The sequence below is a fragment of the Streptomyces sp. NPDC054840 genome (genome assembly GCF_053611065.1).
On record NZ_JBSGZP010000176.1, the window covers coordinates 1 to 11,941 of the forward strand.

The 11,941-nt window shown below is 71.9% G+C and carries 11 protein-coding genes and 1 pseudogene; 7 read left to right on the forward strand and 5 right to left on the reverse strand.

Annotation, left to right across the window (positions count from 1 at the left end; genetic code table 11):
- Positions 1 to 20: 20 nt before the first annotated feature.
- Entirely contained in the window at positions 21 to 527 is a 507-nt protein-coding gene (mug, locus tag ACWGIU_RS15345) for a G/U mismatch-specific DNA glycosylase (RefSeq protein WP_453706014.1), read from the forward strand.
- Here the strand turns inward: mug and ACWGIU_RS15350 are convergent.
- Genes ACWGIU_RS15350 through ACWGIU_RS15360 form a run of 3 tightly spaced genes read right to left on the reverse strand, consistent with a single transcriptional unit; the run spans position 524 to position 2,700 of the window.
- The gene (locus ACWGIU_RS15350; protein WP_453705994.1) at positions 524 to 961 is read right to left on the reverse strand and encodes a hypothetical protein; all 438 of its coding nucleotides are present in this window, start codon (positions 959 to 961) and stop codon (positions 524 to 526) included. The two genes, mug and ACWGIU_RS15350, sit on opposite strands and share 4 nt — an antisense overlap.
- A gap of 40 nt (positions 962 to 1,001) precedes the next feature.
- Complete coding sequence (locus ACWGIU_RS15355) at positions 1,002 to 1,751, reverse strand: ABC transporter permease (RefSeq protein WP_453705996.1); 750 nt, start codon at positions 1,749 to 1,751, stop codon at positions 1,002 to 1,004.
- A 37-nt stretch (positions 1,752 to 1,788) separates the two neighbouring features.
- Positions 1,789 to 2,700, reverse strand: a complete 912-nt coding sequence (locus ACWGIU_RS15360; protein WP_453705998.1) for an ABC transporter ATP-binding protein — start codon at positions 2,698 to 2,700, stop codon at positions 1,789 to 1,791.
- Between the two features lie 108 nt (positions 2,701 to 2,808).
- Between ACWGIU_RS15360 and ACWGIU_RS15365 the strand changes: the two genes are divergently transcribed.
- The 3 genes from ACWGIU_RS15365 to ACWGIU_RS15375 all read left to right on the forward strand — a co-directional run bounded on the left by ACWGIU_RS15365 (position 2,809) and on the right by ACWGIU_RS15375 (position 5,894).
- Positions 2,809 to 3,984 carry a sensor histidine kinase gene (locus ACWGIU_RS15365; RefSeq protein WP_453706000.1) on the forward strand — a complete coding sequence of 392 codons (1,176 nt, stop codon included), beginning with the start codon at positions 2,809 to 2,811 and terminating at the stop codon, positions 3,982 to 3,984.
- Between the two features lie 4 nt (positions 3,985 to 3,988).
- Positions 3,989 to 4,639 carry a response regulator gene (locus ACWGIU_RS15370; RefSeq protein WP_453706002.1) on the forward strand — a complete coding sequence of 217 codons (651 nt, stop codon included), beginning with the start codon at positions 3,989 to 3,991 and terminating at the stop codon, positions 4,637 to 4,639.
- A gap of 100 nt (positions 4,640 to 4,739) precedes the next feature.
- Positions 4,740 to 5,894 (forward strand): ROK family transcriptional regulator, encoded by a 1,155-nt coding sequence (locus tag ACWGIU_RS15375; protein WP_453706004.1) that lies wholly within the window; start codon positions 4,740 to 4,742, stop codon positions 5,892 to 5,894.
- 116 nt (positions 5,895 to 6,010) lie between these two features.
- On the opposite strand, the gene ACWGIU_RS15380 is transcribed toward ACWGIU_RS15375, so the two are convergent.
- Both ACWGIU_RS15380 and ACWGIU_RS15385 read right to left on the reverse strand, forming a co-directional pair.
- A complete protein-coding gene (locus ACWGIU_RS15380; RefSeq protein WP_453706006.1) occupies positions 6,011 to 6,631 on the reverse strand; it encodes an RICIN domain-containing protein in 621 nt (206 codons plus the stop codon).
- A gap of 656 nt (positions 6,632 to 7,287) precedes the next feature.
- Positions 7,288 to 8,058, reverse strand: a complete 771-nt coding sequence (locus ACWGIU_RS15385) for a GntR family transcriptional regulator (RefSeq protein ID WP_453706008.1) — start codon at positions 8,056 to 8,058, stop codon at positions 7,288 to 7,290.
- A gap of 289 nt (positions 8,059 to 8,347) precedes the next feature.
- Between ACWGIU_RS15385 and ACWGIU_RS15390 the strand changes: the two genes are divergently transcribed.
- The 3 genes and pseudogenes from ACWGIU_RS15390 to ACWGIU_RS15400 form a co-directional block, all read left to right on the forward strand.
- Complete coding sequence (locus ACWGIU_RS15390; RefSeq protein ID WP_453706010.1) at positions 8,348 to 9,199, forward strand: alpha/beta fold hydrolase; 852 nt, start codon at positions 8,348 to 8,350, stop codon at positions 9,197 to 9,199.
- A gap of 212 nt (positions 9,200 to 9,411) precedes the next feature.
- Entirely contained in the window at positions 9,412 to 10,980 is a 1,569-nt protein-coding gene (locus tag ACWGIU_RS15395; protein WP_453706012.1) for an alkaline phosphatase D family protein, read from the forward strand.
- 191 nt (positions 10,981 to 11,171) lie between these two features.
- Positions 11,172 to 11,941 (forward strand): annotated as a pseudogene (locus ACWGIU_RS15400) (GNAT family N-acetyltransferase); the annotation flags it as partial.

Here is an 11,941-nt window from a genome sequence, read left to right on the forward strand (position 1 = left end):
GCCGCGTGGTCCTCCCGGACGTGGTCGCGGGCGGTCTGCGTGTGCTCTTCTGCGGGATCAACCCCGGACTCCTCTCCGCCGCGACGGGCCACCACTTCGCCCGCCCAGGCAACCGGTTCTGGCCCGTCCTGCACCTCTCGGGCTTCACCCCGCGCCGCTTGGCCCCCGCGGAACAGGAAGAGCTGCTGACCTACCGTCTCGGCATCACCAACGTGGTGGCCCGGGCCACGGCCCGCGCCGACGAGCTGAGCGCCGAGGAGTTCCGCGAGGGGGGCCGCATCCTGACGGCCAAGGTGGAACTGCTGCGCCCCCAGTGGCTCGCGGTGGTGGGCGTCACGGCCTACCGCACCGCCTTCGGCGACCGGAAGGCCCGGATCGGCCTCCAGGCGCGGACCATCGGCACCACCCGCATCTGGGCTCTCCCCAACCCGAGCGGTCTCAACGCCCACTGGACCGCCGAGTCCATGGCCCAGGAGTACGCCCGCCTCCGCACGGCCGCAGAAGCCGCAGAAGCCGCCGACGGTTAAGGCGGATCGGTGACCGTGACCCCTGCCATCAGCTGGTAGGGATTCTCGCCGGCCCACTGCGCCACGTAGGCCACCAGCCAGTGGCCTCCGACCCGCCACAGGTGCACGTGGTCGGTGCTGGTGCCGATCTCCCCCCACGGCTGCGGTATCTCCTCCCCGCCGAAACCCCGGTCTCTCAGTGTGCCCACGCTGAAGACCTGCGGCTCCCCCCACCGGTCGGTCGCGGCCTGGGCGAGCGCCCCGTACTCGGCACCTATCTGGTCGGCCGCCTCGATCCGGCCCGTGCCGTCGTCGTCCCAGAAGTCCTGTGTCCTGGCGAGCTGGACCAGGTGGAATCCCGGGCCGCTGCTGTCTCCTCCGGTCCGGACCGGCTCGGGCGGGAACTCCTTCGCCCGGAGCCGGTCGATCGTGTCGAGGTGCTCTGCCGTGGTCATACCGTCAGTATCCCGAGGGCCACTGACAACTGGCCCGTCGTCAGGCGTCCCGGCGGCGCACCGCCAGCCAGCCTCCCAGCACCGCGACCGCCGCCCACAGCGCCAGCACTCCCAGCCCGGCCCATGGGCCGAGGTCGCCGTACGGCTGACTGCGCATCATCTCCTGTCCGGCCCGGTCCGGCATGAACTGCCCGACCCCGCTAGCCGCCGAACCGACGATGAAGGACACCATGACGACGAAGGGTATGAGAATGCTCAGAACGGCCACCCCGCTGCGCAGCACCGCCGTAAGTCCGGCCGCGAACAGCGTCATGAGCGTCAGGTAGAGGCCGCAGCCGACGACAGCCCGCACCGTGCCCGGGTCGCCCAGTTCGAGGGCGCGCTCGCCCCTGAACGCCTGGCCGGCCGCGAAGGTCAGCAGTCCGGCGAACTGGCCGGCCACGAGGGCGGGAGCCCCGAGCACCGCGATCTTCGACAGGTAGAACCGGGTGCGGTCGGGCACGGCGGTGAGGCTCGTGCGCAGGGCTCCGTTGTGGAACTCGGCGGAGAAGGCGGTCGCGCCGAAGGCGATGGCGGCTATCTGGCCGAAGTTGAGCCCGTAGAAGGCCGCGAGGAGCGGGTCCTCCCCCAGGCTGCCCTCCTCGGCCTCGCCCAGTGCCGCGGCCGTCAGCACCTGGATGCCCACCGTGGCGATGAGGATGGATATCAGTGACCAGAACGCGCCCCGGAGGGACCGGATCTTGATCCATTCCGAGTGCAGTACGGCGGTTGTGGGCAGAGCGGCGCTCATGGCGATGCCTCCTGAAAGTGCGGGATCGGACAGTCGGTCAGTGGGTCGCGGTGAACTGCGCGTGATCGGCGGTGAGGTCGAGGTAGGCCTGCTCGAGCGATGCGCGCGCGTCGGACAGTTCCAGCAGGGGCACCCCTTCACGGGCGGCCAGGCTGCCGAGCTGCTCGGCCTGTATGCCCTCGACGCTCCATCGCCCGTCGGCCGAGGTGGCCAACTCGAAGCCGTCCCGGGCGAGCGCCGCCCGCAGCCGGACCGGGTCGGAGGTGCGCAGCCGCACCCTGGGGGCGCTGCGGGCGTCGATGAACTCCTCCATCGAGGTGTCGGCCAGCAGCTTGCCGTTGCCCAGCACGACCAGGTGGTCGGCCAGCGCCGAGGTCTCCGACATCAGGTGGCTGGAGACCAGGACGGTGCGCCCTTCGGCGGCGAGAGAGCGCATCAGCTCGCGGATCCAGATGATGCCCTCGGGGTCGAGGCCGTTGGCGGGCTCGTCCAGCAGGAGCACTCCGGGGTCGCCCAGCAACGCGGCGGCGATACCGAGGCGCTGACGCATGCCGAGTGAGAAGGACTTGATCCGCCGCCCGCCGACGGAGGCTATGCCGGCCTGCTCCAGGACCTCCTCCACCCGGCTCGGGGGGACACGGCCGACCGCGGCGAGCATGCGGAGGTGGTCGCGGGCGGTGCGCCCGCCGTGGGCCGCCTGGGCGTCCAGGAGGGCGCCGACCCGGTGCAGTGGGTCCGGCAGGTCGAGGTAGCGCCGGCCGCCGATGGTGGCCGTGCCGGATGTGGGCCGGTCCAGGCCCAGGAGCAGGCGCATCGTGGTGGACTTCCCCGCGCCGTTGGGGCCCAGGAATCCGGTGACTCGCCCGGGCAGGACATCGAAGGTGAGGCCGTCCACCGCACGGTGGGTGCCGTATCGCTTGGTGAGTTCTCGGATCTCGATGTTGTTCATGGCTCAAGACTCGCCGTCGTCCCCGCCCCCTTCCCTCCCCCATGCGAGGGTGGCGTCTCCCCCACGTGGGGGAGACGGCCGCCAACGGGGCGCTGCCACCATGGAGTCATGAACCGACTGCTGCGGGCCCCGTTCCAACCAGTGACGTATTCACGCTGGTTGCACCTCTGCGTGCCGCTGCTGCTGTTGGCGGTATGGATGTTCATCATGCCCCGGTGGCCCTGGGTGCCTCTGCTGCTCGTCCTGCCGTTCGGGCTGGTGCCCTGGGTGCGACTGGCGGAAGGTCTTCAGGCTCGGTTCCTGCTCACCCCGTACGAACGCGATTCCTCCGACAGCGCCATAAGCCTCGCTCCGTCCGCCCACTGGGGGGATCGCTGGCGCACCGTGTTGTGGCTGGAGACGCGGATGGTCATGGCGGTCGGTGCGGTCGGCGCCACGGTCTGGCTGTCGGCGATGGCCGTGGAGCTCGTCGCGATAGCGATCGGGCGTTCCCCGGGTCCGGACCTCTTCCTGCCGTTCGTGCCCGGGCGCTGGGCCGCCGCACTGCTGGTGCCCGTGCCGTTGGTCGTCCTCATAGCCATCATGGCGCTGCTCGGCGAGTTGATCACCGCGGCCGCCACCCGCCTGCTCAGCCCGTCCGCCGCCGAGCGGCTGACCGTGCTGGAGGCCCGCACGGAGCAGCTGCTGGAGCGCACCCGTATCGCGCGCGAACTGCACGACTCCATCGGGCACGCGCTCACCGTGGCCGTCGTCCAGGCGGGGGCGGCTCGCGCCGCGGGTGATCCCGTGTTCACCGATCGGGCACTGTGCGCGATCGAGGAGACGGGCCGGGCCGCGCTGGAGGATCTGGAGCGCGTGCTGGGGGTGCTGCGGGAGTCGGGACAGCCGCCGTCGCAGTGGCCGACGCTGGCGGAGGCCGACCGGCTCCTGGAGTCGGCCCGGGCCTCCGGGGCCGCCGTGGAGGCGCAAATGGCAGGGCCACTGGAGAAGTTGCCGGATCGGGTCACCCGGGAGGGTTACCGGATCCTGCAGGAGGCGCTGACCAACGTACTGCGCCATTGCGGCTCCGTGCCGGTGCGCGTGCGGGTGGAGATGACCGCGGACCGGCTGGACTTGGAGGTGACGAACCCCCTGCCGGCACGCCCCGGAGTCACGGTCGGCGGCGGCAGCGGGCTGCGCGGGATCCGGGAGCGGGCCGCGCTGCTCGGAGGGGAGGCCGAGACCGGTCCGTACGAGGGGGGTTGGAGAGTGCGCGCCCGGCTGCCGCTGGAGCGAATACGCTGACCGGATGCCGGTTACCGTACTGCTCGTCGACGACGAGCCCCTGGTGCGTGCGGGTCTGCGCGCCGTTCTGGACGCCCAGCCTGACATCGAAGTGGTGGGTGAGGCGGCCGACGGGGCCTCCGTGATCCCCCTGGTCCGGCAGTTGCGGCCGCATGTGGTGGCGATGGACGTGCGGATGCCGCTCCTCGACGGGATCGAGGCGACCCGTGCGGTGCTGCGGACGGTGGACTCCCCGCCGAAGATTCTCGTGGTGACCACCTTCGAGAACGACGAGTACGTCTACCAGGCGCTTCGAGCAGGGGCGGACGGGTTCCTGCTGAAGCGCGCCCGGCCTTCTGAGATCGTGCACGCCGTACGGCTGGTGGCGGAGGGCGAGACACTGCTCTTCCCGGCGGCGGTGCGGGCCCTGGCCGCCGAGTACGGGAACCGGCAGGCCCGGGCGGTGCTGGAGCGGGCGGCCCTGACCGAGCGGGAGGAGGCGGTCCTGCGGCTGATGGCCCGGGGGCTCACCAACGTGGAAATCGCCGCAGAGCTGATCATCGGCACGGAGACGGTCAAGTCCCACGTCAGCGCGATCCTGGCGAAACTGGGGGCACGGGACCGGACCCAGGCGGTGATCACGGCGTACGAGTCGGGGTTCGTCTCCCCCGCATGAGGGAAGGCCTGCTTCCGGCCGATGGGGGGCTGCTTCTCGCCGACACACCGGGCGGGCAGTACGATCCGGCTGACAAGCTCGCTACCTGGGAGGACACACGTTGGGGCAGCTGACCGGCGGGGACCCCTCTCTGCTCCGGCGGATCAATTCCGCCGTGGTGCTGCGCGCACTGCGGACGGCCGGATCGCCGACCCTCACCGACCTCACACGGCTGACCGGGCTCTCCCGGCCGACCGTCGAGGGTGTCGTGGAGGGGTTGATCGCCACCGGGCTCGTCGTCGAGGCGGAAGCGGAGGAGGGCGCGCGGCGGCAGGGCCGCCCGGCCAGGCGGTTCCGTTTCCGGACCGAGGCGGGGCATCTGCTGGGCATCGAGATCGGCTCGCACCGGATCGCGGTGCTGCTGTCCGGGCTCGACGGCCGTGTCATCGGTGCCGGTACCAAGGACGTGGCGGAGACGGCGTCCGCCGATGAGCGGCTGGAGAAGGTACGGGCGGCCGTCGCCGATCTGCTGCGCCGCGCCGGGGTGCCACGGGACTCGCTGCGAGCGGTGGGCGTCGGCAGCCCCGGGATCGTGGAGGCGGACGGCACCGTCCGCCTGGGCACCGCGCTGCCGGGCTGGACGGGGCTGCCGCTGGGCGAACGGCTGCGGCGCTCGTTCCGCTGCCCGGTGCAGGTGGAGAACGATGCCAACGCGGCAGCCGTCGCCGAGCACTGGAAGGGTGCCGCGCGGGACACCGGCGACATGGTGTTCGTGATGGCCGGGCTCAGCCCCGGCGCCGGCTCGCTGATCGGCGGCAGGCTGCACCGGGGCTTCGGTGGAGCGGCCGGCGAGATCGGCGCCCTGCACCTGCTGGGCCGCGAGGTCACGCCCGAGCGGTTGCTGTCGACCACCGGTGAGCCGCTGCATCCGCTGGACGAGCCTGCCGTCGCCGAGGTCTTCGCCATGGCCCAACGGGGCGACGAGCGGGCGGTGGCCGCCGTGGAGCGGTTCCTGCAGCGGCTGGTGCACGACGTGGCGGCGCTGGTCCTGGCGATGGATCCGGAGCTGGTGGTCGTCGGCGGCTGGGCGGCCGGCCTGGACGGAGTGCTGGAGCCCCTCCGCCAGGAGCTGGAGCGCTACTGCCTGCGCCCGCCGAGGGTGGCCCAGTCGATGCTCGGCGAGGCCGCGGTGGCGACCGGCGCACTGCGACTCGCTCTGGACCACGTCGAGGAGGAGCTGTTCGCGGTGGAGAAGACGGTCACGGCCCGCCGCTGACCCTCCGACACCCTCCCCCGGACGTGGGCGTGGACGTAGGTACGGTCCGGCACTGCCTCCTCGGGCTCCCCGTCGTCATCCGTCAACCCGAGGATGATCACCGCGGCCGGATCCGGTCAGTCGGTCCAGACGTCCCACCACTGCTGCGACTGGAAGTTCTTCTGCCACAGCTGGACACGGGCTCCGTTGCCCACGACGTTCGCGTCTCGGTCCATGACGATGTTGCCGCCGCCGTAGAAGCGGGCGTTGTAGATCGCACGGTCGCCGGACGGGTGGGACCAGCTCTGCTGCGGGGTGTTGTTGCAGTCCCAGATCTGCACCTTGGTGCCGTTGCGGCCACCGCCGTTGAGGTCGGCGTCCAGACAGTTGCCGGGGAAGCGGTAGCTCTCCAGCGCCCCGTTGTTCCAGAGGTACCACCGCTGCTGGGTGGAACCGTTGCACTGCCAGATCTGGACGACCGTGCCGTTACCCCCGCCGTTCGCGTCCACGTCAAGGCACTGCGTGGTGGGGCGCTTGGCGAAGTCGTTGGTGATCCGCACGGGTTGGTTCAGTAATCGCTGCGGCGCCCGAGCCGTCGCGCCGTGTTCCTGAACGGTCCAGTGCACGGTCCGGGGCCCGGTTCGGTCCAGGACGGCATGCGCACCGCCGGCGTCCGCACCAGCAGTTCCGGTGAGAGCGGTGGCGAGGAGTGTGGCGATGGCTGCGGTGACCGCCACCGATCGGATGATGCTGGGCACGTGGTTTACCTCCTGGCTCTTCGGGTGCGTGCGGGCGGCGCCGCGGCAGGCCGGAGTGTCCCAGGGGTACGAGTTGCCGGTGCCACGGGCCGGGAGAAAGCTGACCACAGCCCGCGCCCTCCTTGTCAGGGCGCCTATCCGGCCACGGAGGCGCGGCAACAGCGGCCGAGAAGTCGGCGGGGCCGGGTGGTGGGATCCGTTGCCCTGCGCCGAGGCCCCTCAGGCCCCGGACCTGAGCGTCTTCGTTGCGGAATGTCCCACGGCCCGGCGTCCGGGAAGCCCTACTGGCGGAACACCCTCGACCGCGAGAAGTACAGCGGGTTCGTCGCGCTCCGCCCGCCGCGCCGGAACCGTACGAGCGCCGCCGCGTCCACGATCGGGGCATCGGACCACTGCGACGGACGGCGGGCGCTCTCCCGTCGACCAGGTGCGGGAGCTGCCGACGGGCACCCCGGAGCGTGGCGCCGGCCTCGGTCCAAAGGGCCCCCGCACCGGCCCAGGCGCCGACACCGACCCGGCTCGAACGGAGGCGCGGCCCGGTGGCCGGCGCGGCCCGGTGGCCGGCGCAGCCGGCATCGCCCGGCCGGTCACCCTGCTGATCGCCGCGGCCGGCGCGCTGACACCGCTGTGCGCGAGAAGCTGCGAACAGGGGCGTGTCAGGAGGCGACGCGCGGCTCATGGGTGATCTCGACGTTGCCCGAGTCGCCGAAGGTGAGGCGGCAGGTGTCCGCGCGGTAGGTGGCCACGGAGACCGCCGCCGTGCCCGCGGTGGTGAAGTAGCGGGTGGTGACCAGGAGCACCGGGGCGCCGGGCAGCCGGTCCAGCTCCTTGGCGTCGTCGGCGCGGGCGGAACCGAGCTCCACCGAGCGGTCCTGCCCGTCGAGCACGAGACGCTGCAGTTCGCGCAGGACGGCGCGGGCGCGGGCCGGGCCGGCCGGGGCCTCGATGGCGGGGAGGCCGGGCACCGACGCGGCGGGGACGTAGAGCAGTTCGGCGGCGACGGCCTGACCATGCGTGACCCGGGTCCGGCGCACCGTGTGCACCGGCTGGTCGGCGGCGAAGGCGCCACCGGCGCCGAGGAGTTTCAGCACTGCGGCCGTCGGCAGGGTCTCGGCCGCGTCCACCGGCTCCCAGCCGTCGACGCTCTCGCCGGGCCAACTGTGCTGCGCGCTGCCCACGGCGACGCCGACGCGGGGCGGGGCGACGGTGGTGCCCACACCACGACGGCGCTGCAGCCGGCCTTCGAGCTCCAGCTGCTCCAGCGCCTGACGCAGCGTCGCGCGGGCGACACCGAAACGGGCGGCCAGGTCACGCTCGTTGGGCAGTACCTCGCCGACGGCGAAGTCGTGGTCGAGCGCCTCGCTGAGGACGGTCTTGAGGTGCCAGTACTTCGGCTCCGGTGCCGTTTCGAGCTGCGTGGTCCCCACCCTGACTCCTCCTGCCATCGCTGCACTCGCCGTGTGTTTCCAGCGGCAGTTCCGCGCCTTTGTTTATTAAAGGTTCCTGCACTATCCCTGCGACGATAGGACGGCGCACCCCCTTGGTCAAGACCAATGCTCATCCCTTTGCCGGGCAGAACGGGCATACGTATCAAGCCGTTCATGGGATGTTCTCGCAGGCGCGAAGGGCTTGTAGTCAAGGGCTACCGGACGGTAATCATGGCGGTAGGCACTACTGACATCCTGTCTCGCACGCGTCCAACCGACGAGGAGCAGCATGACCGCCACGGTCTCCTTCACGATCGATTCGCCGCTCGGCCCCCGCCCCACCACCGTCGCCTACGAACGCAAAGGCGCCGGCGAACCCCTTCTCCTGCTGCACGGCATCGGCCATCACCTCCAGGCCTGGCACCCGGTGATCGACATCCTGGCCGCCGAGTACGACGTGATCGCCGTCGACCTGCCCGGCTTCGGCGCCTCCGAGCCCCTGCCCCGGGGGGTTCCGTATTCCCTGGGGACCGTGGCTCCCGCCCTCGGGGCGCTCTGCACGGCCCTCGGTGTCGAGCGCCCGCACGTCGCGGGCAATTCGCTCGGCGGTCTGCTCGCCCTCGAAATGGGCCGCAGCAACCTCGTCCGCTCCGTCACCGCGCTCTCTCCCGCCGGGTTCTGGACCGAGGCGGAGCGCCGCTACGCCTTCGCCACCCTCCTCGCAATGCGCGCCGGTGCCAGGGCCCTGCCCCTGCCCGCCGTCCGGGGGCTCTCGCGCACCGCCGCCGGCCGCGCCGCACTCACCGGCACCATCTACGCCCGCCCGTCCCGCCGCCCGGCCGAGGCGGTCGTCGCCGAGACCCTCGCCCTGCGCGATGCCACCGGATTCGAGGACACGCTGGCCGCGGGCGGCTCCGTACGCTTCACCGACGACGTACCCGGCATGCCGGTCACCATCGCCTGGGGCACCCGCGACCGGCTGCTGCTGCGCCGCCAGGGCATCCGCGCCAAGCACACGGTCCCCGGCGCCCGGCTGGTCAGGCTCCCGGGCTGCGGCCACGTCCCGATGAACGACGATCCGGCGCTCGTGTCCCGGGTGGTGCTGGACACGGCCCGCAGCGCGCGGCTACTGGCCGCCTGAAGAACCGGGCCGGGCGGGGCAGGCGCTTGCGGCGCGGGGTCGACCGGATCGACCGGATCGACTCGCTCGACTCGCTCGACCGAACACCTGAACAGGTGACGAATGAGCGGCTGACGGCTGTTCATCCGGGGTTCGCATGGCCGACGCGGCCGGGCCGGTGTGCGACGGCACGCTGGTCCGACCCGTCCTCGCCGGCCCCAGGAGACGTACCGATGGCATCGATCCCGCACACCCGACGGTCCCTCATCGGCGGTTCCCTCGCCCTGTCCTCCGCGCTGATCGCCGCCCCGGCGCTCGCCGTCCCCGCCTTCGCCCGCTCCGGCCGGCCGGGCGCGCTGTGGGGCGTCCAGTCCGGCGAGATCACGGCCTACTCGGCCACCGTCTGGACCCGTTCCGACCGCTTGGCGCGGACGTACGTCGAGACCTCCCCGAGCGAGGCGTTCCGCTACGCCGTACGCCGCCACCGCGGCCCGCTGCTCGGTCCGTCGAGCGATTTCACCGGCACCACCGTGCTGCGCGACCTGCCGCCCGGCCGGCAGATCCACTACCGGGTCGTCCTGACCGACCCCGACGACCCCCGCCGCAGCTCCTCACCGGTTTACGGCACCTTCCGCACCACCCCCGTCTCCCGCCGCCACGACGTGCGCTTCCTGTGGTCCGGCGACCTGGCGGGCCAGGGCTGGGGCATCAACCCCGATCTCGGCGGCTACCGCATCTTCGAGGAGATGCGGCTGCGCGACCCCGACTTCTTCCTCTTCAGCGGGGACACCATCTACGCCGACGGGCCGATCAACGCCACCGCGCCGCTGCTCGACGGCAGCCTCTGGCGCAACGTCACCACCGAGGAGAAGGCGAAGGTCGCCGAGACACTCGCCGAGTTCCGCGGGAACTTCCGCTACAACCTGCTCGATCGCAATCTGCTCGGCTTCAACGCCCAGGTCCCGGTCCTCGCCCAGTGGGACGACCACGAGGTGCGCAACAACTGGTACCCCGGCCAGCTCATCGACGACCCCCGCTACACCGTCAAAGAGGCCGACACCCTCGCCGCCCGCGCCCGCCAGGCCTTCGGCGAATACTTCCCCGTCACCGACCTGCGCGGAGGCCACGCCGAGGGCCGGATGTACCGGGTGGTGCGGTACGGCCCGCTGCTCGACGTCTTCGTACTCGACATGCGTACCTACCGGAACGCCAACTCCCCCGGCACCCAGGCCGAGGACCCCCTCGGCATTCTCGGTCCCGAGCAGCTCGCCTGGGTCAAGCGCGAGCTGTCCCGCTCCCGCGCCACCTGGAAGGTCATCGCCGCCGACATGCCGCTGGGCATCGTCGTCCCCGACGGGGCCGCGAACTTCGAGGCCGTCGCTCAGGGCGACCCGGGCGCTCCGCTGGGCCGCGAGCTCCAGATCGCCGAGCTCCTGCGGCACATCAAGCACCAGCGCATCACGGGCACCCTCTGGGTCACGGCCGACGTGCACTACACCGCCGCGAACCACTACGCGCCGGAGCGCGCGGCCTTCACCGACTTCGCGCCGTTCTGGGAGTTCGTGTCCGGCCCGATCGGCGCCGGCGGCTTCCCGGCCGGGCGGCTCGATTCCACCTTCGGCCCGGAGACGGCCTACGTGCAGTCGGCCCCCTTCGCCAACATGTCACCGTCCGAGAACCCGCCGTACTACGGTGAGGTCGACATCGACGGCGGCAGCGGGGAGCTCACGGTGCGCCTGCGCCGCCAGGGAGGGGGCGTACTCTTCACACGGACGCTCCAGCCCGGGCGCGTGGGCCAGTAACGCCACAGGGCTCGGGCCGCCCCCGGAAGTGGCTGCTCCCGGATCCCGGATCCCGCGTGAGAATTCGACCCATCGGGTCTGCGGTCCGAAAATATCCCGGAAAACCGGGTGTAATCGGCCAGATGGACACTTAACCAGTCGGTCACAGATCGTTCGTGATCACGCAACACCCCTGCGCCACAGTGGTGTGCATGACTGACCGTAACCTCACCTCCGCCCGCCGTCCCCACCGTCACCACTGGCGCCGCGACGTCGTCGAACTCGCCGCGATGTTCTGCGCCGTCGCGGTCGCCGACGCCATCGCCAATCTCGTCGTACACGGCCCGAGGGGCCCGGTCCTGCTGGTGGCCTCGGCCGTCACGCTCCTGGTGACGGCCGCCTTCCACACCTGGTGGGCCCGGCGCCACAGCCATGCGCCCCCGCCGCCGAGCACAGCCCCGACCGATCCGGAGCCGCTCCCGTCGACAAGCTCCGTCACACCCGCGACGGCAACCGCGACGGCGACCTCGACGGCAACCGCGAGCAGCACCGCCCTGTGGCGGATGCGCACGACCGTACGGGACGAGCCGGGCTCCCTGGCCGCCCTCTGCACCGCCCTCGCCCGCAGCAGCGTCGACATCCTGACCCTCCAGACGCACCCGCTCCCCGAGGGCGGTACCGTCGACGAGTTCCTGCTGCGCGCCCCGCAGGAACTGCCCTCCGCCGACCTCACCCGGGCCGTCTCCCGGGCCGGCGGCCACAGCACCTGGATCGAGCGTGCCGACGCCCACGACCTGGTCGACACCCCTACGCGGGTCCTCGGCCTCGCCACCCGCACCGCCCTGGACGCCGCCGAGCTGCCCCTCGCCCTGCGTCAGCTGCTCGGCCGCTGCACGATCCACTCCATCCCGGCGACCACCCTCTCCGGCCGCCCCAACGCCGGCGCGGACGCGCCGGTCGAAGGGGTCCTGGAGGCCACGGT